The following is a 24551-nucleotide window of genomic DNA, read 5'->3' on the forward strand; positions in this document are numbered from 1 at the left end:
CCGCAGGATCAAGGTTCCTCGCCCCACGACGGTGGGGAGAGGTGGCTCGGCGAAGCCGAGACGGAGAGGGGAGCGCCCTACGAAGCCCCTCTCCGTCCGCTTCGCGGCCACCTCTCCCCGCCTTTGGCGGGGCGAGGAACCCAAGCACTGTTAAGTCGGCGGCACAGCGCCCCCTCTGTCCTGCCGGACATCTCCGCCCGAAGGGGGAGATTAGCTATCACTCCAGCCCGGCGAAGCTCTCTTCCTCAGCCATCTCGACCCCACCCAACCGGAACGGCGCGAACGACGCCCGATGCAATCTCGCCACCGGCCCATGCGCCTCGATGGCGGTCCGGTGCCGGACCGTCGCATAGCCCATATGCACTTCGAAACCGTAGTGCTCGTGATGTCCGCCGCAGCCGCACATCATGCGGTCGCGCATCACCTTGGCGATGATCGAGGCGGCGGCGATCGACTGCGAACGCTGGTCGCCCTTGATCAGCGCCCGGCCTTCGCAAGCGAGGCCAGGCGGAACGTCGCGGCCGTCGGCCAGGGCGAGCTTCGGCCGCAAGGATAGGCCGGCGGCGGCGCGGCGCATCGCTTCCAGGCTGGCTTTCAGGATGTTGCTGTTGTCGATGCCTTCGGCGCTGATCGAGGCCATCGAGACGCTGAGCGCCGAGCCGAGAATCTTGAGGAACAGCGCCTCGCGCTGCAAGTGAGTGAGGCGTTTGGAATCGTCGAGGCCTTCCGGAATGTTGGCGGGGTTGAGCACCACCGCTGCGGCCACAACCGGCCCGGCGAGCGGACCGCGGCCCGCTTCATCCATGCCGGCGACTGGCCACAGCCCGTCGGCCATCGCCTTCGTCTCGATCGAGAAGTCGGGCTTCTCGACCATTTCAAAGAGAAGCGGAGAATCGGAACGCGCGCGAGCCATGGTGCGACGAGGTTCGCATCGGCTCCGATTCTCCGCAAGTCCTTCCGGGTCGGATGGGGCGTCGGACCGGGAAGGCACCGTCTCGCGGCCGGGGGACAGTGGCCGGACGGAATTTCGAAACAAATGGTAATTCCAGACGGAAAATCGCTTTGCCTGGAATTGCTTGACGCCGGCTCGTCATGGCCGGCGCAGGTGTCAAAGCAGCATCAGCTGCTCGCCGGCGCCAGAGCCTGCGACGAATTGGTCGGTGCGAAGCTGCCGCCGCTCGACATTGAGGCCTAGCCGCTTGGCGGCGATCTCGAAGCGGCGGCCGATCTGCCAGGCATAGGGACCGGCGCCCTTCATGCGCTTGCCCCATTCGGAATCGTAATCCTTGCCGTCGCGCATCGAACGGATCAGCGACATCACATGCCGGTAGCGGTCCGGATAGTGGCGCAGCAGCCAGTCCTTGAAGATCGGCGCCACTTCGAGCGGCAGGCGCAGGATAACGTAGCCGGCTTCCCGGGCTCCCGCGGCTCTGGCCGAATCGAGGATGCGCTCCATCTCCGGATCGTTGAGGCCGGGGATGATCGGCGCGACCATCACAGAGGCCGGGATGCCGGCATCCGACAACTGCCTGATCGCTTCCAGCCGTTTCGTCGGCGTCGACGCGCGGGGTTCCATCGTTCTCGCCAGCATGCGGTCCATCGTCGTCACCGACAGCGCCACCTTGGCAAGACCGCGTTCGGCCATGCGCGACAGGATGTCGATGTCACGCGTCACCAGCGCCGACTTGGTGACGATGCCGACCGGATGGCCGCGCGCCTCCAGCACTTCCAGGATCTCGCGCATGATCCGGTATTGCTTCTCGATCGGCTGGTAGGGATCGGTGTTGGTGCCGATGGCGATGGTGCGCGGCTGGTAGCCGGGCTTCGACAATTCCCGGTCCAGCATGCGCGCCGCATCCGGCTTGGCGAACAGCTTCGATTCGAAATCGAGCCCCGGCGACAAGCCCATGAAGGAATGCGTCGGCCGGGCGAAGCAGTAGACGCAGCCATGCTCGCAGCCGCGATAGGGATTGATCGAACGGTCGAAGGAAATGTCCGGCGACTCGTTGCGGGTGATGATCGTGCGCGGCTTCTCGACCTGCACTTCCGTCTTGAACGGCGGCAGTTCTTCCAGCGAGTTCCAGCCGTCGTCGAAGACATGACGGCTGACCGGCTCGAACCGGCCGGACGGGTTGATGCCGGCCGAGCGGCCGCGATTGCGGTCGGGCCGCACACGCATGCCGCTCTGTTCTATCATCGCGTTTGCCATTTCGGCTCTGCCTACTCCGAAAGCGGCAATGTCGGCGCGCACGATCTGTTCCATTTTCGCCCTCTCCCATGGACTGTCGGCAGGCTGTCGAATCGCTCTGTTCATGAAACTATTCCTATTTTGCCGATGAGAACAAAGCAAGAACTTTTTCGGTTGAAAGCGTAACTGGCGCAAGCCGCGGCTTTCCGCTATTCGGCTAAGGATGCTCAGCGTTCTCATCGAGACCTTGAACGACGAAGAGGGGCTTGCCCGTACGCTCGCCTCGCTCGTCGGCGGCGCGGTCGAAGGCGTGGTGCGCGATGTGATCGTCTGCGATCAAGGCTCGACCGACCACACGCATCGGGTGGCCGAGCATGCCGGCTGCCACTATGTGACCGGCGGCATCGGCGCCGGCATCGGCCAGGCCAAGGGCGATTGGCTGCTGCTTTTGGAACCCGGCGCCCGGCTCTCCGAAGGCTGGATCGACGAGGTCGTCGCCCACACGGCAAGGCAGAGCATGTCGGCGCGCTTTTCACGCGCCCGCGCCAATCGTGCGCCGTTCCTGGCCAGGGTATTCTCGAGCAACCGTGCGCTGGCCGAGGGGCTCGTCATCAGCAAACGGCAGGCGTCGGCTCTGGCAAAGAGCGCGCGCAGCGCCGAAGCCCTGGCGCGCGGCCTGGCTACCAGAAAGCTGAACGCCGAGATCTGGGTCGCTCCGCCGAAGTGATGCCAGCTGTCCCTTCTCCCACAAGGGGAGGAGGAAGAAAGCGCGGTCCCTGCTCGTTAAATCCCTTGAATTTCGACAGGCATCCAGGCGCTGCGGCGCCTGGCGAGGCGTTGCTCGCGCGTCTCGGTGTCGAACCGGACAGCGACAGGCTCGCACGAGAACCGCTCGCGCTCGTCGAGCGCGTTGACGATGACGACCGCCGTGGCGTCGTCGTCCTCACCGGCGATTGCCGCGACATAGACGCCACAGTCGCGGCAGACGAGATAGTCGGCCGTGCGCAGGCCGAAGCGGTAAACCTGCAGGCGATCCCTGTCCGCGACCGAGATAACCAGCCTGCCGTTCGGGTCAGCGGCGGCGCGCGAACCGTGCCGGGTGCAGAACGAGCATTGGCAGGCGCGGATTTCCAGCGCGGCCGGATCGAGCGCGGTGGAGAAGCTCAGGCGGATGTTGCCGCAGTGGCAGCCGCCGCTGTGAACGGTCATGGCACGGGTCCCTTGTTCGCTTTGCACAAGGTACTTTGCAAGCACCGGCTTCGGAATGACGTCGCGAAGGCGGCAGTGCCGTTCCGCCTGCGAACCGGATACCGATCGGGGTGTTTTGCCTTTAGTTATGCACCAGGCTTGCCGCCACGCCGAAGATGCTCGTCCAGCCGAGGCATGATCTCGACGAAGTTGCAGGGCATGTGCCGGTAGTCGAGCTGCGCCTTGATGATGCCGTCCCAGGCGTCCTTGCAGGCGCCGGGCGAGCCCGGCAGCACGAAGACGAAGGTGGCGTTGACGACGCCGCCGGTCGCCCGGCTCTGGATCGTCGAGGTGCCGATCTTGTCATAGGAGATGCGGTGGAAGACTTCCGAAAAGCCGTCCATGCGCTTTTCGAAGATCGGCTCCAGCGCCTCCGGGGTCACGTCGCGGCCGGTGAAGCCGGTGCCGCCCGTGGTGATGACGACGTCGATATTGTCGTCCTTCGACCAGCCGAGAACCTTTTCGCGGATATTGTCGCGGTCGTCGGTCACGATATCGCGCGCGGCAAGGGTATGGCCGGCTTCCGCGATGCGGTCGGCCAGCGTCTGGCCGGATTTGTCGTCGGTGAGGCCGCGCGTGTCGGACACGGTCAGCACCGCGATGCGCACCGGGATGAAAGGCCGGCTTTCGTCAGGCTTCGCCATCGCTCACCTCCATGCTGCGCGTCGCGGCGACGAACCAGTCGGGGTGTCGCGCACGGATCTCGATCGCCGCGCGCTTGGCGACATTGCCGGTCTCGAACAGCCCAAAGCATGTGGCGCCGGAGCCCGACATGCGTGTGAACGCGGCGTCGGCCTTTTTCAGTGCCTTCAGCGCTTCGCCGATCGCCGGCCGGATCGAACGCGCGGCAGGTTCGAGGTCGTTGCGCGTCGTCTCCAGCCAGTTGCGGATGGCGTGGAAGTCGAGGCGCTTCGGCAGCGGCGGCAGCGCCTCGTTGTCGCGACGGGAGAGCGCCTTGAACACCTCCGGCGTCGAGACCGCGACGCCCGGATTGACCAGAACGAGGCCCAGCGCCGGAAATGCGGAGAGCGGCGACACCTCATCGCCGATACCGCGCGCGACCAGAGGCTTGCCCTTGAGGCACATCGGCAGATCGGCGCCGAGCGAGAGCCCGATCCGGGCCAGCGAATTGTCGTCGATTTCGAGCTTCCAGAGCCGCGCCAGGCCGTTGAGCGCGGCCGCCGCATCGCTGGAGCCGCCGCCGACGCCCGAGGCGATCGGCAGGTTCTTCTCCAGCCTGATGGCGACCGGCGGCGCATGCGGCGCACCGGCTTCCTGGCGCAAGGCATCGCGCGCCTTCACCACCAGATTATCGCCGTCGAGCGGCAGGCCGGCGGCATAGCGGCCGGAGACCGAGAATTCGTCGTGCTCCGCCGGCTCGATTTCGAGCCGGTCGCCGAAGCGGGTGAAGACCGCAAGGCTGTCGATGAGGTGATAACCGTCGGCGCGCTGTCCGGTGACATGCAGCGCCAGGTTGATCTTGGCAGGCGCAAGCCACGTCCGGACCTCTGTGCCGGGCTCAAGAATGTCGGCTGCTGGCGAGATGGGATCAGTCCTTGGCGAGACGGTATTCGCCGGTCTTGGGATCCTTGACCAGCGTGCCCATCGTGCCGTTCGCCGCCTGTTTCTCGGTCCGCCGGATCTTGGCCGTCACGCGTTCGGCCTCGCGCACGAAAGCGCGGTAACCAAAGTAAGCGGCGGCGCCGACAACGGCGAAGAAAATGATCTGCGGCATCTCAAAACTCCTCCCGCGTTTCGCGCGGCAAGGCCGGCCGAATGGGTCGGTCAAGTCACCATGCTAGCCGCATTCATGGCTTTTTCAAAGCCCGAAGCGTGCCCACAGCGCGCGCTCTTCCGCCGCATCGATGACGCCGCCGACGACGGCCGCGGCAATATCGGGCACCGATGCGCGCGAGCCGAACAGGCCGAAACGGCCAAACAGACCGCGCGGCGCGGTGATCAGCTTGAGCTGCGTCTTGTCGCCGAAGCGGGTCTTGAGCACGCCGCGCATATCGCCCAGCGCATCGACAAGGCCGAGCTCCAGCCCTCGCTTGGCGGTCCAGAACAGGCCGGTGAACAGATCCGGATCGTCCTTGAGCTTGCTGCCGCGCCGCTCCTTGACGAGGTCGATGAAGGTCTCGTGCACTTCGAGCTGCAGCGCCTTCAACCTCTCGACGTCTTCCTTCTTTTCCGGCTTGAACGGGTCGAGCACGGCCTTGTTCTGCCCGGCGGTGTGGACGCGCCGCTCGACGCCGATCTTCTTCATCAGTTCGGGGAAGCCGAACGAGGCGGAGACCACGCCGATCGAGCCGACGATCGAGGACGGATCGGCGAAGATCTCGTCGCCGGCGACCGCGATCATGTAGCCGCCGGAAGCCGCGACGTCCTCGACGAAGACCAGCACCTTCTTGTTCTTTTCCAACGCCAGGTCGCGGATGCGCTTGAAGATCAGCCGCGACTGCACCGGCGAGCCGCCCGGCGAATTGATCGAGATGGCGACCGCCGGCGCGTCGAAGCCGAACGCCTTTTCGATGAGGCCGGCCGTCGAGGCGAGCGACAGGCTCGGCCGAAACTGGCCGCCGCCGGCCATGATGGTGCCTTGCAGCCGCACGACCGGAATGGTCACGACCGTCGAGCGCCAGGATTTCGGCAGCAGGCGATTGAAGAGGCGTTTCACGAACGGGTGTCTCCGGACAAAATGCGAAGCAGCAAGATGAGATCAGGCAGGTTGGTCATGTCTCTCAGGCGTCATTCGCTTTGGCATGTAGGAATTCGCTGGCCAACGGCAATGCCGCATCGCCAGTCCCGGATCAATCGCCGAATAGCGACGCCAGGCCGTTATTGATCATTTCCGTCCGCTCCGCCGGCTCGTTGCCGGACGGCCCGTGCAAGGTGAGCGGCGGGCGGATCGACAATTTTCCGCGCGCCCCGAGCGTGGCCCTGACGACAATGCGGATCGCCGCCGCGTCCGGCCGCGGATGCACGCACAGCATCTCGGCATCGCCGAAGCGCCCCTCGATCGCGTCGAGGATGGCGACCAGTTGCTCGGGCCGGGCGATGACGGCCAGGCCGCCGCGTGGCCTCGCGACGGCGGCCGCGCTCCTGATCCAGCGCTCGAACAACCCCTCCTCGGCGACATGCGCTTGCCGGCGCAGCGCGTCCGGCGTCGAGCGGTCCTCGGCGGCGTTGAAAGGTGGGTTCATGATGACGAAGTCGAAGGAATTGTCGGCAAGCCCGGCTTCGGCGCGCGCCCGGCCGGTCAGCGTGACGTCGGCCGTCAGCACCGAGGCGCGGTCGCCGAGATGCGCATTGCCCGGATGCGAAAGCGTGGCGGCAGCGAACCCGGCCATTTCGGCCGAGCGCTCGACGAGCACGGCCCGCGCCGCAGGGCAACGCGACAGCACGGCAAGGGCTGCCGCGCCGGCGCCGGCGCCGAAATCGGCGAGCCGGCCGGAAAAGCCGGCCGGCATGGCGGCCGCCAGCATCATGGCGTCCATGCCGGCGCGATGACCGCCCCGGCTCGGCTGCACCAGCCAGAAGCGGCCGCGATGGAAGGCATCGACCGTGTGCGCCGGCGTATCTGGGGCGATCGTCGCTGCCATTATTTCTGGCGGATTTCGTTTTCGATGCCGGCATCCTTGAGGATGCGGCGCGCCACGTCGGCCTTGTCGGCGTCGACCATGACGCGCTTCTGCAAAAGGCCGATCGACCCTTCGAGCACGCTCATATTCTGGTCGGCGACGAAACAGGCGATGCCGGCGTCGCGCATCAGCGATTCGACAAAGGAGATGACGACGGCGTCATTGGTGCGGACAAGCTCGATCATGGAACGAAAATCGCAGGTTGCGGCGTTCCTGTAAACGTGCGGATAGACACACCGTCGGCTGAGCCGCGCCAATTCGCCTCTTGCCGTGCCCGGTTGTGCCGCCCTAGAGTCGGAGGGGGATTAAGGGTGCCGTCGTGCGCGTTAACTCGTGCGCGTTAGATAGACGGGAGTTGTCGTGGTGGGTGTCGTTCTCAACATCGAAGGCAAGCGGGAACCCGCTTCCATCAAGGATCTGATCGATCTGACGGCCACCGACATGGGGCGGGTCAACGAACTGATCCTGTCCAAGGCCGGCTCCGACGTCGAGATGATCCCGGAGATCGCCAACCACCTGATCTCCTCCGGCGGCAAGCGGCTGCGGCCCATGCTGACGCTCGCCGCGGCCCAGATGTTCGGCTATGCCGGCGAAGGCCATGTCAAGCTCGCCACCGCGGTCGAGTTCATGCACACGGCGACGCTTCTGCATGACGACGTGGTCGACGAGAGCGCGCTGCGCCGCGGCAAGAAGACGGCGCGCATGATCTGGGGCAACCAGGCGAGCGTGCTGGTCGGCGATTTCCTGCTCGGCCAGGCTTTCCGCATGATGGTCGAGGTCGGTTCGCTCGAAGCCCTCGACATCCTGTCGGCCGCTGCCTCCATCATCGCCGAGGGCGAGGTGATGCAGCTTGCCGCGGCCAAAAACCTCGAAACCACGGAGGACGAGCATTTCGCCGTCATCAAGGCCAAGACCGCGGCGCTGTTTTCGGCCGCCGCCGAAGTCGGGCCGGTGATTGCCCAGGCCTCGCGCACCGATCGCGCGGCGCTGCGCTCCTACGGCATGAATCTCGGCCTTGCCTTCCAGCTCATCGACGACGCGCTGGATTATGGTGGCTCGAGCAAGGATCTCGGCAAGAATGTCGGCGACGATTTCCGCGAGGGCAAGGTGACGCTGCCGGTGATCCTCGCCTATCGGCGCGGCACCAAGGCCGAGCGCACCTTCTGGAAGCGCGCCATCGAGGACAATGTCGCCGACGATGCCGGGCTCGAAAAGGCGATCGGCCTGATGGCCCGCCACGGCGCCATTGCCGACACGATCGGCCGCGCGCGCCATTTCGGCGAGATCGCCCGCGATGCGCTGGCGCCGCTGGAGGCGACGCCGCAGAAGTCGGCTTTGATCGACGTCATCGATTTCTGCATCAGCCGGGTGAACTGATCTTTCGGCTTCTTGCGTGCCTGGCGTCCGCCGGGCAGGGCGCGCCTGTGAATCCTGCTTTGTCCGTCTCGACAAAGGGCGGCTCGGCAAATTATCTATAAAATATGGCCAGCACAGAAGACACGATCGCCGTCCGCATCAGCAAGGAACTGGCGGACCGCATCATTTCGGGCGCCATCGAGCCCGGCTCGCGGCTGCGCCAGGACCATGTCGCCGAGGAATTCAACACCAGCCATGTCCCGGTGCGCGAGGCCTTCCGCCGCCTCGAGGCTCAAGGGTTGGCGATCAGCGAGCCTAGGCGCGGCGTGCGCGTCGCCTCCTTCGATCTCGGCGAGGTCAGGGAAGTGGCCGAGATGCGCGCCGCGCTCGAAGTGCTGGCGCTGCGCCATGCCGCGCCGCATCTGACGGCGTCGATCCTCGACCTTGCCGAGGAGGCGACCAAGGCCGGCGACAAGTCCCGCGACGTGCGCTCCTGGGAAGAGGCCAATCGCACCTTCCACCGGCTGATCCTGGCGCCCTGCAACATGCCGCGCCTGCTCTCCACCATCGACGATTTGCATGCGGCGAGTGCGCGCTTCCTGTTCGCGGCCTGGCGTTCCGAGTGGGAAACCCGCACCGACCAGGATCATCGCGCGATCCTCGGCGCGCTGAGGCAAGGCAACACCGAATCGGCCGCCGCGACCCTCGGTCGTCACGTACAATGGATCGGCCAGAAGCCGGTCAAGACCGCCTCCGGCAGGACCCGCGACGCCTTCGCCATCGTGGGGTAGCGAGCTGGGCAGATGCGATTGGTCGAGACCCCAGCTTCGTCATCCTAGGGTCTTCGCTCCGCTTCGCGTCGCTCCACCCTAGGATGACGAACTCCCTGGGGCTTGCCATCTTCCCGAAAATATGGATTCGATAATAGATCGAACGAAGAAATTATCTATAATTTCAGATCAGCCAGGGAAGACACCGTGACCAACGCAGCCGTTTCGACCTACAAGCCCTCCTTCAGCCCGTTGCGGCTGCACAGCCGTTCGCTCGCCTGGCAGATCGGCGCCGTGATTCTCGGCTCGCTGTTCCTGGCGCTGTCGTCCTATATCGAGGTGCCGATGGTGCCGGTGCCGGTGACGATGCAGACCTTCGCCGTCACGCTGGTCGGTGCCCTCTATGGCTGGCGCTTCGGCGCGCTCACCATTGCCGCCTGGCTGGTCGAAGGCGCGGCAGGGTTTCCGGTGCTGGCGGGCGGGGCTGCCGGCATACAGCATTTCGTTGGTCCGACCGGCGGCTATCTCTTCGCCTTCCCGGTCGTCGGCGCCGTCGTCGGCTGGCTGGCCGAACGCGGCTGGAACGGCAACCGCGTCCTGCTTGCCTTCGCCGCCATGCTGATCGGCAACCTGCTCTGCCTGGTTCTCGGCACGGCGTGGCTTGCCGTCATGATCGGCGCCGAGAAGGCCATCACCTTCGGCTTCCTGCCCTTCATCGTCGGCGGCCTGCTCAAGTCGGCGCTGGGCGCTGCGACACTGAAGCTGGTTTCGGGCAACCGGCCGGCCGATCCCCGCTAAGCTCCGAAGCAGATGACCGTCAGGCTGCGCGCCCATCATCTGCTCTGCCTGCTGACCTATGTCGGCAAGGGCTATTCGCCCGCCTTCACCGCCAACTACGACAAGGTGGTGAAGCGGCTGGGCGAGGGCGAGGGGGTGGTGATCGTTTCCGGTCCCGACGACATCTGCGCCCCGCTGCTCGGCGAACCGGAGCCGCATTGCCTGCGCCAAAGCGCCGCCGAGCGGGATGGGCTCGCCGCGCGGGACATCAGCGAGCTGCTGGGCCGGCCGATCGAGGACGGCGACCGGTTCGTGCTGGACGCCTCCAGCCTGGCAGGGATGCGGAAGGCTTTTGCCGCCGGCCTGACGCGCCAGGCGTGCTCCGGCTGCGAATGGTCCGGCCTGTGTGACACGGTTGCCGCCGGCGGGTTTAGCGATACGCGTCTTTAGAGCATGATCCCGAAAAGTGGGACCCGGTTTTCGGAAAAGATCATGCTCCAACAAGGAGCTAGATCGGGGTGACGATTCAACGGAACGTCATCCTGATCTGGGCAATCCGATGCCTGCATGGGCATCCCGGGCCTCCGCGCGGGATTATTCGGTGGCGCGGCATCGTTTTTTAAGCCGGATGATTGCATTGTGATTCGCTCGGCGATTGAAGCTCGACCCCAAAAAGGCCATGCTTTGACCGGAAAAGATCGAGTCTGTGGGCGGTCCGCCAAGGGCGGGATCGCGTCTGGCTGAAAGGGATACGATGCGGCAAGGACGTGCGCGCTGGCTGACGAGGCTGGCATTTTTGGCCGGTGTGGCGCTTTGGGTGCTGCCGGTCCAGGCCAAGGAAGATGCCCAACCGCTGCAGATCACGTCTTTCTCGGGCGCTTATCTTGCGGCCCATATCGCTGAAAGCGACAACGACCTCGACGACGCGATCGCCTATTACAAGCAGGCGCTGGCCTTTGCGCCGGACGACAAGGATCTGCAGCAGAGCCTGATGCTCGCCCTGGTGTCGCAAGGCCGCTTCGAGGAATCGCTGGTCTATGCCGACAAGCTGAAGGAAGTGCCGGATGTCGAGCGCTTCTCGCGTCTGGCGCTGGCCATCGATTCCTTCCACAAGAAGGACTACGCCAAGGCGCAGTATTGGCTGAAGCTCTCGCTCGAATCCGATCTCGACCGTCTGCTTTCCGGCGTCATGGACGGCTGGGCCAAGGAGGGCGCCGGCAACGCGTCCGAGGCCATGGATTCCATCGACAAGCTCAAGGGTCCGGACTGGTTCGGCCTGTTCAAGTCGTTCCACCGCGCGCTGATCGCCGACGCCGCCGGCCTGAATGACAAGGCCGACGAGATCTACGCCGCGACGATGGCCGATACCACGGCCGGCGGCTCCGCGCCCGAAACCTGGATGCGCAACGCCCAGGCCTATGCCTCGTTCCTCGCCCGCAAAGGCGACAAGTCGAAGGCGCTGGCGGTGTTGAACCAGGCCGAGGCCTTCGCGCCGGGCAAGCTCGAGATCACCACGCTGCGCGACCGCATCGCCAAGGGCGACAAGATCGAGCCGCTGGTGGCCGGTCCGGCCGACGGCGCGTCCGAAATCCTGCTCGACCTTGCCACCGCGCTCAACCGCGGCGGCGGCGAGCCTTTCGTGCGGCTTTACCTGCAATACGCGCTGGCGCTGAAGCCGGACAGCGACGCCGCCCTTGTGCAGCTTGCCGCCGTTGCCGAGCAGCTCAAGGACGGCGAAGGCGCCGTCGCGCTCTACCGCCGCATCCCGGCGTCCTCGCCGCTGAAGGAGCTCTCCGACCTGCAGATCGGCCTCAACCTCGCCGATCTCGACAAACATGACGAGGCGATTTCCCACCTCAAGGCCTATCTCGACAAGCACCCGGAAGACATGCGCGCCTATCTGGCGCTTGGCGGCGTCTATGGCTCGAAGGAAGATTTCCGCTCGGCCGCCAATCTCTACGACAAGGCCGTCGAGCAGCTGAAGACGCCGACCGCCGCCAACTGGAACATCTTCTACCAGCGCGGCATCGCCTATGAGCGGCTGAAGGAATGGCCGAAGGCGGAGCCGAACTTCCGCAAGGCGCTGGAGCTGCAGCCCGACCAGCCGCAGGTCATGAACTATCTCGGCTATTCCTGGGTCGACATGAACATGAACCTCAAGGAAGGCCTGGCGATGATCCAGAAGGCCGTCGACCTGCGGCCGAACGACGGCTACATCGTCGATTCGCTAGGCTGGGCTTATTTCCGCATGGGCCGCTTCGACGACTCCGTGCGCGAGATGGAGCGCGCCGTCTCGCTGAAGCCTGAGGATCCGGTCCTCAACGACCATCTCGGCGATGCCTATTGGCGCGTCGGCCGCAAGTTGGAGGCCACCTATCAGTGGACCCAGGCGCGCGACCTGAAGCCGGATCCTGATGTGCTCGCCACCTTGCAGCAGAAGCTGCTCAAGGGCCTGCCGCCGATCGAATCCAGCACCGCGCAGGAAACCCCGAAAGTGAAGCCGGAGCCGACGCCCGCGCCGAAAGGCTGAGCGACTTTCGTCGACGTTCAAGAAAACGGGGCTCGTCGAGCCCCGTTTTCGTTTCGGCTTGGCGTCTGCCGAGCTTAGGTCGGTTCGGCCCTACTTGAATATCGGCTAACGCCAGTCCGTAGAGCAATTCCAGGAAAAGTGTGAGCGGTTTTCCGTCCGGAATTGCGTAAAAACAAAGGGATAGAGCGGTTCGCCGTTTCCGTGAAACGGTGAAACGCTCTGGCGGAGAAATCTGTGTTTGCGTTGGCAGGCGGCATGCGTTGGAGATTGGCCGAAACGCCCATCGCGATCGTCATCCACGGGCGGAGCAAGGAGCGTAGCGACGCGCAGACCCGAGGATCCATTCCGTGACGCATGAGCGCTGCGGCGGTGCAGAGTTCTGCTCCGCTGCACTTTTTGATCAAGGTCACGGCATGGATTCCAGGGTCTCCGCGACGCCGCTTCGCGGCTGCTCCGCCTTGGAATGACGAGGTTCGGGTGGCCTCAGCCAATCCTCGGCGTTTGTGCCGGCTTCACGGAAATGACCGGCGAAAAAACTTGCCCGTCGACAATGACGACTTTCAAAATCCCTATGTCGAGGAACTAGAACATCTTGCGATAAACGACGAATCCGGACTTCTCGCCGACCTTGTCGTAGAGCTGCATCGCCGTGTGGTTCGTCTCATGCGTCAGCCAGTAGACGCGGTTCGCGCCCGCTCGGCCGGCCCGTTCGTAGACGCCTTCGATCAGCGCCCGGCCGACGCCCTGGCCGCGCGCCGCCTCCGTGGTGAAGAGATCCTGCAGATAGCAGCTCGGCGCGATCGACGTCGTCGAGCGATGGTAGAGATAGTGGACGAGGCCGAGAAGGTTGCCGTCGCGCTCGGCCACCAGCGCATGCATGGGCTCATAGGCGTCGAAGAAGCGCGACCACGTCATCTGCGTGATCTCGCCGGCAAGCGCCGTTGGGCCGGAGCGCCCGTAAAACGCGTTGTAGCCGTCCCACAGCGGCAGCCATTGCTCATAATCGTGCCTTGTGACGGGTCGGACGGTACGTGGACCGGACATAGCGAAACCTCTGTCGTTGACGCGGAATGGAGCAAACGGCGACCGGCTCTCGACGGCAATGGGCCAGCGTGCGGCAAAGCTTTCCGCCTTGCCGGACATGAGCCACCGCCTTGACGCTCGCCGGCCCGGCAACTAGGGAAGCGTCATCCTGCGCTTTCCGAGGCCGCCGTGACCATCGAGATCCCCGCCCATATGCATCCCAGCCGCTCCTTCCAGGGGCTGATCCTGACCTTGCACAATTACTGGGCGGACTATGGTTGCCTCATCCTGCAGCCCTACGACATGGAAGTCGGCGCCGGCACCTTCCACCCGGCCACCACCTTGCGCGCGCTCGGCCCGTTGCGCTGGAACGCCGCTTACGTCCAGCCGTCGCGCCGGCCGAAGGACGGCCGCTACGGCGAAAACCCGAACCGCCTGCAGCATTATTACCAGTACCAGGTGATCCTGAAGCCCAATCCGCCGAACCTGCAGGGACTCTATCTCGGCTCGCTCGAGGCGATCGGCGTCGATCCGTTGCTGCACGACATCCGTTTCGTCGAGGACGACTGGGAAAGCCCGACGCTGGGCGCCTGGGGCCTCGGCTGGGAGTGTTGGTGCGACGGCATGGAAGTCTCGCAGTTCACTTATTTCCAACAAGTCTGCGGCATCGAATGCGCGCCGGTGGCGGGCGAACTGACTTATGGGCTGGAGCGGCTCGCCATGTATGTTCAGGGCGTCGACAATGTCTACGACCTGAATTTCAACGGCCGCGAGGGCGCCGAGAAGGTCACTTACGGCGACGTCTTCCTGCAGGCCGAGCAGGAATATTCGCGTCACAATTTCGAATTCGCCAACACCGCGATGCTGCTCAGGCATTTCGAGGACGCCGAGGCCGAGTGCAAGGCGCTGCTCGATGCCGGCACGCCGAAGCCGAGCGACAATCTGGCGATGCACCGCATGGTCTTCCCGGCCTACGACCAGTGCATCAAGGCAAGCCACGTCTTCAACCTGCTCGATGCTCGTGGCGTGATCTCGGTCACCGAGCGGCAAAGCTACATCCTGCGCGTGCGCAATCTGGCCAAGGCTTGCGGCGAGGCGTTCCTGAAGACACGGGCGGGTGGGCTGGCGGCGGCTTAAACCGATACGGCCTTCACGGGTTCGATGGCGGTGACGACCGGCAATACGATCTGCGCCGTCGCGCCGTCGATCGTGCGCATGGCCTGCCTGATCCCCGGCATCGTGATCGTGCCATGCGCCTGGGCGGCGAAGCAGGCGCTGAGCGCCAGGATCTGCAGGGTTCTCGATGCCGTCTTCATCGTCGTTCAGCCAATAGGTCTCTGCCTGAGCGTTTGTCGCTTCAGCGCAGCGTTCGGTTCATGGGAAGTTCTGCTCCAAGGACGGGTAGGCCGGCGCCGTTCCGACAGCGGGCCGAAAAATTCCGCGAAATCGGTCGACGACGCGATCTGCTAGCGGGGTGACAGCGGCCGGCCGAGTTGCTATTTCCCGCCCATTCGTTACGGCGCTGACGCGCCGGCCCTTCCCATCGAGGGGAGGGTAGGGAGCTCAATTATGCCCGACTTGCTGCTCGAACTTCGCTCCGAGGAAATCCCCGCCCGCATGCAGCGCAAGGCTGCCGGCGACCTCAGGAAGATGCTGACCGACGGTCTGGTCGAGGCGGGTCTGACCTATGAGGCGGCGCGCGAATACTGGACGCCGCGGCGCCTGACCCTCGACATAAGGGGCTTGACCGCGCGCTCCAAGGACATTCGCGAGGAGATCAAGGGTCCCTCGACCACGGCGCCCGAGCAGGCGGTGCAAGGCTTCCTGCGCAAGGCCGGGCTTTCATCGATCGCCGACGCCCATGTCCATTCCGATCCGAAGAAGGGCGACTTCTACGTCGCTCATATCTCGAAGCCGGGCCGGGCCGCCGAAGAGATCATCGCCGAGCTGGTGCCGGGTATGGTCAAAAACTTCCCGTGGCCGAAATCGATGCGCTGGGGGCCGGCCTCGGCAAAACCCGGCGCGCTGCGCTGGGTGCGGCCGCTGCAGTCGATCGTCTGCACCTTCGGCCCGGAGACCGAGGAGCCAGTGGTGGTCGATTTCGAGATCGACGGCATCCGCGCCGGCAACATCACCTATGGCCACCGCTTCCATGCGCCGGGCGCCATCACCGTGCGCCGCTTCGACGACTATGTGTCTAAGCTCGAAGCGGCCAAGGTCGTGCTCGATGCCGACCGGCGCAAGGAGATCATCCTCGCCGATGCCCGCAACGTCGCCTTTGCCAACGGCCTCGACCTGGTCGAGGATGAAGGCCTGCTGGAGGAAGTCTCCGGCCTGGTCGAATGGCCGGTCGTGCTGATGGGCGAGTTCGAGCAGGATTTCCTCACCATCCCGAGCGAGGTGATCCGCCTCACCATCCGCGCCAACCAGAAATGCTTCGTCACCCGGCCGCAGGCCACCAGCGAAGAGCTTTCGAACCGCTTCATCCTCACCGCCAATATCGAGGCCAAGGACGGCGGCCGGGAGATCGCCTACGGCAACGGCAAGGTGGTGCGTTCGCGCTTGTCCGACGCGCTCTATTTCTGGCGGACCGACCAGGGCGACCTGCCGGACCTTGAGCAGCTCAAGGAATCCGCGGCGAAGTTCGATCTCAATTTGAAGAAGCCACTCGACCAGCGCATGGCGCGGCTCGATCATCTCAACGTCACCTTCCATGCCAAGCTGGGCACACAAGGGCAGCGGGTCGCGCGCATCAAGCGGTTGGCCGAGGAGCTTGCCCCGATCGTCGGCGCCGACAGCGCGCTCGTCGCCCGGGCGTCGGTGCTCGCCAAGGCCGATCTGCAAACCGAGGTGGTCGGCGAGTTTCCGGAACTGCAAGGAGCAATGGGCCGCAAATACGCGCTGCTGCAGGGCGAGCATCCGTCGGTCGCGGCGGCCGCCGAGGAGCACTACAAACCGCAGGGCCCATCCGACCGCGTGCCGACCGATCCGGTCTCGGTTGCCGTGGCGCTGGCCGACAAGCTCGACATGCTCACCGGCTTCTGGGCGATCGATGAAAAGCCGACGGGCAGCAAGGACCCGTTTGCGCTGCGCCGCGCTGCGCTGGGCGTGGTCAGGATCCTCATCGAGAACCGCATTCGTCTGGCGCTGACGTCTGTTTTCGCCAAGGCTTTCGCAAATTTCAAAGGCGGCGCGGGCCAATCGTCCGACCTACTGGCCTTCTTCCACGACCGCTTGAAAGTCTACCTCCGCGACCAGGGCGCGCGGCACGACCTGATCGATGCCGTCATCACGCCGCGGTCCGACGACCTCTTGCAGATCGTGCGCCGCGTCGAGGCGCTGGGCTCGCTGCTCGACACCGAGGAAGGCAAGAACCTGTTTGCCGGAACCAAGCGCGCCGCCAACATCCTGGCCGCCGAGGAGAAGAAGAAAACAGCCGTCGCTGAAACCGTTGAGCCGGCATTGTTCCGCGAGGAAGCGGAAAAGAAGCTCTATGCCGCGGTGAATCATGCTGAGAAGGAAGCCGGCCAAGCAATTCAGAACGAAGATTTTTCCGCTGCCATGCTGGCGCTTAGCGTGTTGCGCGAACCGGTTGATTCATTCTTTGAGGGCGTTCTCGTCAATGATGAGGACCAGGCTATGCGCGCCAATCGTCTGGCACTGCTCGCCCGCATCCGCGCCGCCACCGATCAAGTCGCGGATTTTTCAAAAATCGTCGGTTGACGGCTCGAAAAGTCATGCGTTCGGCACTGCTCGCATCCACTAGGATGCGGGCAGGCTTGAACAATTTGGCGTCCGAAATTTAATGCGCCAGAGCCGGCTTACAGTCATATGACGATGACCTCTGCGTGGGACAACAATGCGTTCCCAACCACGGAGGCATGCCATGAATTCCGTTGACGATATCGACCTGATTGAAGAAACCCCGGCCGCCGCCGAGGGCATCGAAGCCGCTTCCGAAAACCTCCTCGACCATGCCGCCGCTGCAGCGGTCGAATCTGCCGATCCTTCCGAAGACGACGAGGAAGAAGGCGATGACGAGGAAGCCACGGCCTCGGCCGACGATGAGTCGGACGACGAGGATGAAGATGACGACGAAGACGGCGACGACGAAGACGATGACGCCGACGAAGAAGCCAAAGCCTCGGGCGACGACGAGGATGAAGATGGCGACGAGGATGAAGACGACGCCGACGAGTCCGACGATGACGACAAGGAAGAAGCGGCCTGAGCCGTCTCCTGCCGTCTGAAGCATGAAGGGCGGCGCGTTACGCGTCGCCCTTTTTCGTCAGGCTCGGCAATCAGGAAGTTTGATTCGTCAATCTTCGACGATGCTGACCCGCACGCTATCCGGATAGACGTCGACCTCGATCAGCGGCTCGCCATTGATGATGGCGCGCCGGGTCGAGCTGCTCATCGCGCCGCCGCGTTCCAGCATGCGCTGCAGGTCGGCGCGCGAGCCGTCGCTGCGGAACCAGGAATCGCCCTGGTCGTCGCTGTCGCGCCGGTGGAATTTATGCCAGTTGGCGCGGTCCTGCCGCACCATCTGCGCCTCGCTGCTGAGCGGATAGCCGTCGCTGGCGCGATGGTCGCGATCGGAAATCCGCGCGACGTAGGAGCCGAGCATGTCGTCGGCCCGCGCCGAACCCGCACCCAGTGTCGTTGCAGCCACCAGCCCGGCAACCGCCATTGCTTTCGAAACAGTCATGAAACCCCCTTGTTGAACGCCAGCCCCATCGTGCCCGATCCCGGTGACGGGAATCGGACAGAGTTAAGCGCCTAGCACATCGAGGCGGTATGCAGTGTGATCTACATCGCCTTGCCGGCGCGCGGCACTGACGGGGTGTTTTGCGGCTGCGAGCCACCCGATGCACTGGCTGTCGCGGCCGGCTGGCTGCCGGTTTTGCTGTTGCCGTTCGAGGCGGTGCCGTTCGCGGGCGTTGCCGGCGAAGTGCCGTTTGCCGGCGCGGTGGCGGCGGGTGTGGTCGTCGGTGTTGCGGGCTTGGCCGACGCGGTTGCCGCCGGCGTTGCGAAAGCACCGCCGACAATGCCGCCGCGAATGATCATCGGGGCCAGCCGGTGCCCCGACTTCTCGGGGATTGCCGCGACCTTTTCGTCGGTGACGGCGGGCATAGGATCGCCGAGCGCTATCATCGACGGCGTCATGGCCCCGGACAGCTTGGCCGGCTCGATCGCAGTCAGTCTGATGAACGAAGGCGTCGAGGTCGAGGCGCCAAGCACGACGATCGACGAAGCATGTGCCGCGCCGTTCATCGCCAAAAGGCTGATACCGAACGCTCCAAGCAGACGCATCACAACAACTCCCAAGCCCGCAACCGCACCGAACCCGCACCTTAGGGCCGGCACATTGAGGCCGGCTTGCTCGGAAACTTAACATTTTAGGGATTGATAAATCGCCAATGCCCGCACTTGCCCGATGGAGGCGGCCGTATTACGGGACCGGCATGTCTAAAGCGCGTCGCGTTGAAACGGATTCAATCGACGCGCTTTAGGTTTTGTTTCATGCATGTTGTTGTCCCAAAACCGCTGCACACTTTTGGGCAACATGCGTCAGGACTGGTGGCGAAATTGGCTGAGATACTGGCGATTGGCGAGGCTCTGGAGCAGGCCCTCGCGCTGCTCGAGGGCGGCGACGTCGTCGCCATCCCGACCGAGACGGTTTACGGCTTGGCGGGCGACGCCACCAACGGCGTTGCCGTGGCGCGCATTTTCGAGGCGAAGGGCCGGCCGCGCTTCAACCCGGTGATCGCCCATGTCGCCGATCGCGCGATGGCGGACCGTATCGCCAAGTTCGATCCGCTGTCGGCAAAACTGGCCGAAGCCTTCTGGCCCGGCCCGCTGACGCTGGTGCTGCCGCAACGTGCCGACAACGGCATCCATCCGTTGGTCCCCGCGGGGCTGGATACGATCGCTTTGCGCATGCCGCGCGGCTTCGGCGGCGAGCTGATCGCGCGGCTCGGCCGGCCGCTCGCCGCTCCCAGCGCCAATTCCTCCGGAAAGATCAGCGGCACCACGGCAGGTGCGGTCGCCGCCGATCTCGGCGGCAGGATCAAGCTGGTCGTCGATGGCGGCGCGACGCCTGTCGGCCTGGAATCGACCATCGTGAAGGTTGAGAACGGCAAATTGCGGCTGCTGCGGCCCGGTGGCATCGGCGCCGAGGAGATCGAGGCGGTGGCCGGCGCGAAATTGTCGCGCGGCGCCGTTGGCATCGAGGCGCCGGGCATGCTCGCTTCGCATTACGCGCCGGGCGCCGCGATGCGGCTCAATGTCGAAGAAATTGCCGAAGGCGAGGCGCTGCTTGCCTTCGGCCGCAAGCGCGCCCAAGGCTGGGAACGGGCCGTTGCATGGCGCAACCTCTCCGAAGCGGGCGACCTGCGCGAGGCGGCCAGCAATCTGTTCGCCTTCATGCAGACGCTTGACCGCGTCGGCGCCGCGACCATCGCCGTCGAGCCTATCCCGTTCGAGGGCCTGGGCGAGGCGATCAACGACCGGCTTGCCCGCGCCGCCGCGCCGCGTGCCAAGACCGCTTGAGCCTATCTCTTTGTTTTGACGCAATTCCGGACGGAAAACCGTTCGCACTTTTCCTGGAATTGCTCTAGGTTCTGACCCATGAACGATCAGTCCTTCGATCTCGATCCCGCCGTCGTCGACCGCTTCGTGGCCATCGTCGGCGACAAATATGCCTTGCGCGACCAGGCCGACATCGCGCCTTACATAACCGAGCGGCGCGGCCTCTGGCATGGCAGGACATCGCTGGTGCTGAGGCCCGGCAGCGTCGAGGAAGTGAGCCGCATCATGCGGCTGGCGACCGAGACCGGAACGCCGATCGTGCCGCAGAGCGGCAATACGGGGCTGGTCGGCGCCCAGGTGCCGGACAAGTCCGGCCGAGACATCGTGCTGTCGCTGTCGCGGCTGAACCGCATCCGCGAGATCGATGTCTTGTCGAACACGGTGACCGCCGAGGCCGGCGTGATCCTGCAGACGCTGCAGGAAGCGGCCGACGCCGCCGGCCGGCTGTTTCCGCTCTCGCTCGCCGCCCAGGGCTCCTGCCAGATCGGCGGCAATCTGTCCTCCAATGCCGGCGGCACCGGCGTGCTGGCCTATGGCAATGCGCGCGAGCTCTGCCTCGGCGTCGAGGTCGTGCTGCCGACCGGCGAGGTGTTCGATGACCTGCGCAAATTGAAGAAGGACAACACCGGCTACGATCTGAAGAACCTCTTCGTCGGCGCCGAAGGCACGCTCGGCATCATCACCGCCGCGGTGCTGAAACTGTTTCCGAAACCGAAGGGCAGGGAGGTCGCCTTTGCCGGCCTGCCGTCGTCCCCGAAAGACGCGCTGTCGCTGTTCACCTTGGCGATGGACCGCGCCGGCGCCTCGCTCACCGCTTTCGAGCTGATCGCCAGAAGACCTTACGACTTCACGCTGAAACATGGGCAAGGCATCACGCGGCCGCTGGCCGACGACTGGCCCTGGTATATCTTGATGCAGGTTTCGTCCGGCCGTTCCGAAGAAGACGGCAAGGCGCTGATCGAGGAGATTCTTTCAGCCGGCCTCGAGCAAGGCATCGTCGGCGACGCGGTGATATCGGCAAGCCTGGCTCAGGGCGACGCTTTCTGGAATTTCCGCGAGACGCTGCCCGAATGCCAGAAGCCCGAAGGCGCCTCGATCAAGCACGACATCTCGGTGCCGATCGCCTCGATCCCGGACTTCATCGAAAAGGCGGCCGGTGTGGTGGAAGGGGTCTGCCCCGGCGCGCGCGTCGTCTGCTTCGGCCATATGGGCGACGGCAACCTGCACTACAACATCTCGCGCCCCGTCGACTGGCAGGACGAGGCGTTCCTCGAGCTCTACCATCCCATGAACAAGGCCGTGCATGACGTCGTGCGCTCCTTCCATGGCTCGATCTCGGCCGAGCACGGCATCGGCCAGTTGAAGCGCGACGAGCTGATCGCCACGGCGCCGCCGATGGCGATCGACCTGATGCGGCGGGTGAAGACGGCCTTCGATCCGGCCGGCATCATGAATCCCGGTAAGGTTATTTGATCCTTCCCATATCTGGTGGCCGGTCGCATTCCGATAACCATCCCTGAGATCAGCAAAATTTAACCGACTTTCTTAAGCGCGCCGGTAAGAAGCCAGCGCTAATGTTTCTTCCCATAACGAGGCCGGAAAAACCGGCCCTGAGAGAACCGGAAAAACGGCCCTCAGGAATAACAGGGAAGACATCGATGAACACTGGACTGAAGCCAGTCTGGGCCGGGCGCAACATGCGTCTCGACCCGTTTCGCCTGCCGCAGATGGTGAGCTATGCCACCCGCGACGACTATGGCGATGTGACCTTCACCATCGACCAGCGCGGCGCCGTCATCCGCCGCATGCTGGAAATGAGCGGCGTGCCGGCGATCATCGCGCTGCCCGCCAAGGCGTTCCGCGGCGTCGCCGCCCGCGCCATGGAGGATCCGGACGGCAATGTGACCGTGACGCTGGAACTCCTGCACAATGATCCGATGCTGTCGGTGCCGCTTCTGGTCGCCGACGACCTCGAGGACGTTGCCGCCGATTGGCGCGCCTGGGCCGACGCCTATCGCCTGCCGATGCTTCTGATCGAGGCCGACGGCATTGCCCGCACGCTGGAAGAATCGCTCGGCGTCGCCATCAAGGCGCTGCCGCCGCAGGATCGCCGCAAGGGCCGCGTCTCCACCATGCGCCGCCCGCGCTTCCTCGCCCGCCGCAAGGCCGGCAATCTTGGCTTGAGGCTCGTCATCGACGGCCAGGAGATTATCGCAAGGGAGTAGCTGCGCCTTTTCCTTCTCCCGCAAGGGGAGAAGGGCGCGCCCCGCTACACCAGCGGCTTCAGCCATATCCAGACCGACCCGCCGATCAGGCCGAGGAAGATCAGCCAGCCGACCTGGTTGTTCGACTTGAACAGTTTCAGGCACTGGTCCGGATTGTTGATGTCGAGCCGGATGATCTGGCGCGCCATATGCGCGCCGGCGGCGATCAGTCCGGCCAGCGACACCACCGGCACCTGCGCCGAGGCGAAGGCGATGGCGAAGCAAATGAGCGCGCCGCCATAGAGCCCGACCAGCCAGGTCTTGGTGTTGTCGCCGAACAGCCGCGCGGTGGAGCGCACGCCGACGATGGCGTCGTCTTCCTTGTCCTGATGCGCGTAGATCGTGTCGTAGCCGATCACCCACAGGATCGAGCCGATATAGAGCATGATCGCTGGGTCATCGATGTCGCCGAACTCGACCGCCCAGCCCATCAGCGCGCCCCAGGAGAAGGCGAGCCCGAGCACGAATTGCGGCCAGCTGGTGATGCGCTTCATGAAGGGATAGACGGCGACGATCGCCAGCGAGGCGATGCCGAGCGGAATGGCGAAGCTGTTGAACTGCAGCAGCACGGCCAGGCCCACCAGCGCCTGGATGATGACGAAAGCCCAGGCCTGGCGGCGCGTCACCTTGCCGGCGGGCAGCGGCCGCGAACGGGTGCGCTCGACCTGGTTGTCGATGCCCTCGTCGGCGAGGTCGTTATAGGTGCAGCCGGCGCCGCGCATGGCGACGGCGCCGATGAAGAACAGCAACAGGTACCAGGGCGCCGGAAGCAGCGTCAGCAGCGGGTCGGTCGGGCGCGGATAGGCGCCCGCGGCAAGTGCCGCCGACCACCAGCAGGGCCACAACAGCAATTGCCAGCCGATCGGCCGGTCCCAGCGCGCGAGCTGCGCATAGGGCCATAGCCAGCGCGGCAGCACGCGGTAGACCCAATGGCCGCTCGGCGCGTCGGCGACACGGCCCTGGATCGCTTTCGACTGGACGGGTTCCATCACGTTGAAGTGACAGTCGCGAGTGGCGCCGTCAAGCGGCCGCAGTGTCGCTCAAGCAGTGAAAACATCGTGACCGGCGAACCATGTCTTGGCGACGTCGATGAACGCCGCGGCCGCCTTCGACAGGCGCTGGCGCGTGTCATGCGTCAGGATGATGCGCTGCATCGGCAGCGGATCGGAGAGCGGCTTGCAGACCAGCGGCAGGCCGTCATAGCTCATGTCGCCACGCGGCCTGGTGTAGCTGACCGCGACGCCGAAACCATTGGCCACCATGGAGCGCTGCAATTCGAACGAGCTCGTCGTCGCCCGGGCGATCGGTGACAGGCCACGGCTGAGGAAAAGGTCCAGCATGTGCTGCCAGCTGTGCGGCTGGTCGGTGGTGATCAGCGGATGCTGCGCGAGCTCCGCCAGGCTGACGGCGTGCTTGTCGGCCAGCGCATGGCCGGCCGGCAGAAGCGCGTGCGGCCGCAGCTCGTGCAGGAGAATGCGCTTGAAATGGCCTGGAAGGCCGAGATCATAGGTGAGGCCGAGGTCGACCGCGCTGTCGGCCAGGCGCCGCCCCAGCGTGTCGAAGGTCTCGTCGCCGATGACGACGGTGACGGCCGGGCAGCGCTCGGCGAAGGCGCGCATCAGCGCCGGCGCGAAATAGGGAGCCAGATCCTCGAAGCAGCCGAGCATCAGTTCGCCGCCGACATCGGTGTCGCGCGATCCGAGCGCCGCCAGCTCGTCCGCCTCGCCCAGCACCTGCCTTGCCTTGGCGACGGCCCTGCGGCCGAAGGACGTCAGCGCAACGCCGCTGCCCCGCTGGCGCACGAACAGTTTCTGGCCGAGCGCATCCTCGACATTGTCGATCGCCACCGAGATCGACGGCTGCGACACGTTCAGCGCCGACGCTGCGGCGGTCACGCTGCCATGGCGGGCCACGGCAACGACATAACGCAATTGGGTGAGAGTCGGTCTCATAGGAAAAAACTATAAACTAGATGACAAGTTATTATTTTACGCGATGTTCAACGCTTGCGATAGTAGCGTCACCGAACCAAGAGCAGTTCCAGGAAACGTGTGAGACGGCTTTCCGTCCGGAATTGCGTCAAACAAGGAAAGCAATTCCAGGAAAAGTGTGCAGCGGTTTTCCGTCCGGAATTGCATCAAACAAGGAAAGCAATTCCAGGAA

At 64.7% G+C, this 24551-nt stretch carries 27 protein-coding genes; 12 read left to right on the top strand and 15 right to left on the bottom strand.

Going from position 1 to position 24551, the window contains the following annotated elements:
* Nucleotides 1-217: 217 nt before the first annotated feature.
* Nucleotides 218-913: a ribonuclease HII gene (locus FJ471_RS19420; RefSeq protein ID WP_140805873.1), complete on the bottom strand. Its 696-nt coding sequence runs from the start codon at nt 911-913 to the stop codon at nt 218-220.
* Between the two features lie 195 nt (nt 914-1108).
* A complete protein-coding gene (locus tag FJ471_RS19425) occupies nt 1109-2263 on the bottom strand; it encodes a PA0069 family radical SAM protein (RefSeq protein ID WP_140805875.1) in 1155 nt (384 codons plus the stop codon).
* 148 nt (nt 2264-2411) lie between these two features.
* On the opposite strand from FJ471_RS19425, the gene FJ471_RS19430 reads away from it, so the two are divergent.
* The gene (locus tag FJ471_RS19430) at nt 2412-2915 is read left to right on the top strand and encodes a glycosyltransferase (protein WP_140805878.1); all 504 of its coding nucleotides are present in this window, start codon (nt 2412-2414) and stop codon (nt 2913-2915) included.
* A 56-nt stretch (nt 2916-2971) separates the two neighbouring features.
* On the opposite strand, the gene FJ471_RS19435 is transcribed toward FJ471_RS19430, so the two are convergent.
* The 7 genes from FJ471_RS19435 to FJ471_RS19465 all read right to left on the bottom strand — a co-directional run bounded on the left by FJ471_RS19435 (nt 2972) and on the right by FJ471_RS19465 (nt 7262).
* The gene (locus FJ471_RS19435) at nt 2972-3397 is read right to left on the bottom strand and encodes an aldehyde-activating protein (RefSeq protein ID WP_140805880.1); all 426 of its coding nucleotides are present in this window, start codon (nt 3395-3397) and stop codon (nt 2972-2974) included.
* Between the two features lie 125 nt (nt 3398-3522).
* Nucleotides 3523-4080: a molybdenum cofactor biosynthesis protein B gene (gene moaB, locus FJ471_RS19440; protein WP_140805882.1), complete on the bottom strand. Its 558-nt coding sequence runs from the start codon at nt 4078-4080 to the stop codon at nt 3523-3525.
* The gene (locus FJ471_RS19445) at nt 4067-4963 is read right to left on the bottom strand and encodes a 4-(cytidine 5'-diphospho)-2-C-methyl-D-erythritol kinase (RefSeq protein WP_140805884.1); all 897 of its coding nucleotides are present in this window, start codon (nt 4961-4963) and stop codon (nt 4067-4069) included. The genes moaB and FJ471_RS19445 overlap by 14 nt, the downstream gene beginning before the upstream one ends.
* A 22-nt stretch (nt 4964-4985) precedes the next feature.
* Nucleotides 4986-5171 carry a membrane protein gene (locus FJ471_RS19450; RefSeq protein ID WP_027164591.1) on the bottom strand — a complete coding sequence of 62 codons (186 nt, stop codon included), beginning with the start codon at nt 5169-5171 and terminating at the stop codon, nt 4986-4988.
* 84 nt (nt 5172-5255) lie between these two features.
* Nucleotides 5256-6113, bottom strand: coding sequence for a S49 family peptidase (locus FJ471_RS19455; protein WP_140805886.1), 858 nt, complete (start codon nt 6111-6113; stop codon nt 5256-5258).
* A 133-nt stretch (nt 6114-6246) separates the two neighbouring features.
* The gene (locus FJ471_RS19460; protein ID WP_140805888.1) at nt 6247-7038 is read right to left on the bottom strand and encodes a methyltransferase; all 792 of its coding nucleotides are present in this window, start codon (nt 7036-7038) and stop codon (nt 6247-6249) included.
* Nucleotides 7038-7262: a DUF2007 domain-containing protein gene (locus FJ471_RS19465; RefSeq protein WP_040991013.1), complete on the bottom strand. Its 225-nt coding sequence runs from the start codon at nt 7260-7262 to the stop codon at nt 7038-7040. The genes FJ471_RS19460 and FJ471_RS19465 overlap by 1 nt, the downstream gene beginning before the upstream one ends.
* A gap of 178 nt (nt 7263-7440) precedes the next feature.
* Between FJ471_RS19465 and FJ471_RS19470 the strand changes: the two genes are divergently transcribed.
* From FJ471_RS19470 to FJ471_RS19490, 5 genes are all read left to right on the top strand, one after another.
* The gene (locus FJ471_RS19470; RefSeq protein WP_140805942.1) at nt 7441-8454 is read left to right on the top strand and encodes a polyprenyl synthetase family protein; all 1014 of its coding nucleotides are present in this window, start codon (nt 7441-7443) and stop codon (nt 8452-8454) included.
* 104 nt (nt 8455-8558) lie between these two features.
* The gene (locus FJ471_RS19475) at nt 8559-9224 is read left to right on the top strand and encodes a GntR family transcriptional regulator (protein WP_140805889.1); all 666 of its coding nucleotides are present in this window, start codon (nt 8559-8561) and stop codon (nt 9222-9224) included.
* A 186-nt stretch (nt 9225-9410) separates the two neighbouring features.
* Nucleotides 9411-10001, top strand: coding sequence for a biotin transporter BioY (locus FJ471_RS19480; protein ID WP_140805890.1), 591 nt, complete (start codon nt 9411-9413; stop codon nt 9999-10001).
* Nucleotides 10002-10013: 12 nt separating this feature from the next.
* Nucleotides 10014-10430: a DUF1284 domain-containing protein gene (locus FJ471_RS19485; protein ID WP_140805892.1), complete on the top strand. Its 417-nt coding sequence runs from the start codon at nt 10014-10016 to the stop codon at nt 10428-10430.
* Between the two features lie 304 nt (nt 10431-10734).
* Nucleotides 10735-12510, top strand: coding sequence for a tetratricopeptide repeat protein (locus FJ471_RS19490; protein WP_140805894.1), 1776 nt, complete (start codon nt 10735-10737; stop codon nt 12508-12510).
* Between the two features lie 582 nt (nt 12511-13092).
* Here the strand turns inward: FJ471_RS19490 and FJ471_RS19495 are convergent.
* Nucleotides 13093-13554 carry a GNAT family N-acetyltransferase gene (locus tag FJ471_RS19495; protein WP_140805896.1) on the bottom strand — a complete coding sequence of 154 codons (462 nt, stop codon included), beginning with the start codon at nt 13552-13554 and terminating at the stop codon, nt 13093-13095.
* Between the two features lie 192 nt (nt 13555-13746).
* Between FJ471_RS19495 and FJ471_RS19500 the strand changes: the two genes are divergently transcribed.
* Nucleotides 13747-14670: a glycine--tRNA ligase subunit alpha gene (locus tag FJ471_RS19500; RefSeq protein ID WP_181179578.1), complete on the top strand. Its 924-nt coding sequence runs from the start codon at nt 13747-13749 to the stop codon at nt 14668-14670.
* Here FJ471_RS19500 and FJ471_RS19505 read toward each other — a convergent pair.
* Nucleotides 14667-14849, bottom strand: coding sequence for a hypothetical protein (locus tag FJ471_RS19505; RefSeq protein WP_140805900.1), 183 nt, complete (start codon nt 14847-14849; stop codon nt 14667-14669). The two genes, FJ471_RS19500 and FJ471_RS19505, sit on opposite strands and share 4 nt — an antisense overlap.
* A 253-nt stretch (nt 14850-15102) precedes the next feature.
* Here FJ471_RS19505 and glyS point away from each other — a divergent pair, with 253 nt between their 5' ends.
* Together glyS and FJ471_RS34860 are read left to right on the top strand one after the other, a co-directional pair.
* On the top strand, nt 15103-17256 hold the full coding sequence (glyS, locus tag FJ471_RS19510; RefSeq protein WP_140805902.1) for a glycine--tRNA ligase subunit beta: 2154 nt from the start codon (nt 15103-15105) through the stop codon (nt 17254-17256).
* A gap of 163 nt (nt 17257-17419) precedes the next feature.
* The gene (locus FJ471_RS34860; protein WP_181179570.1) at nt 17420-17764 is read left to right on the top strand and encodes an ATPase; all 345 of its coding nucleotides are present in this window, start codon (nt 17420-17422) and stop codon (nt 17762-17764) included.
* A gap of 87 nt (nt 17765-17851) precedes the next feature.
* Here the strand turns inward: FJ471_RS34860 and FJ471_RS19520 are convergent, their stop codons facing one another.
* A complete protein-coding gene (locus FJ471_RS19520) occupies nt 17852-18241 on the bottom strand; it encodes a hypothetical protein (protein WP_140805904.1) in 390 nt (129 codons plus the stop codon).
* Nucleotides 18242-18342: 101 nt separating this feature from the next.
* Complete coding sequence (locus FJ471_RS19525; protein ID WP_181179574.1) at nt 18343-18846, bottom strand: hypothetical protein; 504 nt, start codon at nt 18844-18846, stop codon at nt 18343-18345.
* A 276-nt stretch (nt 18847-19122) separates the two neighbouring features.
* Here FJ471_RS19525 and FJ471_RS19530 point away from each other — a divergent pair, with 276 nt between their 5' ends.
* From FJ471_RS19530 to FJ471_RS19540, 3 genes are all read left to right on the top strand, one after another.
* A complete protein-coding gene (locus FJ471_RS19530; RefSeq protein ID WP_246684769.1) occupies nt 19123-20085 on the top strand; it encodes an L-threonylcarbamoyladenylate synthase in 963 nt (320 codons plus the stop codon).
* Between the two features lie 78 nt (nt 20086-20163).
* A complete protein-coding gene (locus FJ471_RS19535; RefSeq protein WP_140805908.1) occupies nt 20164-21597 on the top strand; it encodes an FAD-binding oxidoreductase in 1434 nt (477 codons plus the stop codon).
* Between the two features lie 185 nt (nt 21598-21782).
* Nucleotides 21783-22349, top strand: a complete 567-nt coding sequence (locus FJ471_RS19540) for a DUF6101 family protein (protein WP_140805910.1) — start codon at nt 21783-21785, stop codon at nt 22347-22349.
* A gap of 44 nt (nt 22350-22393) precedes the next feature.
* Here FJ471_RS19540 and ubiA read toward each other — a convergent pair whose 3' ends face one another.
* On the bottom strand, nt 22394-23377 hold the full coding sequence (gene ubiA / locus FJ471_RS19545; RefSeq protein WP_140805945.1) for a 4-hydroxybenzoate octaprenyltransferase: 984 nt from the start codon (nt 23375-23377) through the stop codon (nt 22394-22396).
* A 51-nt stretch (nt 23378-23428) separates the two neighbouring features.
* Nucleotides 23429-24340, bottom strand: coding sequence for a LysR family transcriptional regulator (locus tag FJ471_RS19550; protein WP_140805912.1), 912 nt, complete (start codon nt 24338-24340; stop codon nt 23429-23431).
* Nucleotides 24341-24551 lie beyond the last annotated feature (211 nt).

It is taken from the genome of Mesorhizobium sp. B2-7-1 (genome assembly GCF_006440735.1).
Taxonomy (GTDB): Bacteria; Pseudomonadota; Alphaproteobacteria; order Rhizobiales; family Rhizobiaceae; genus Mesorhizobium.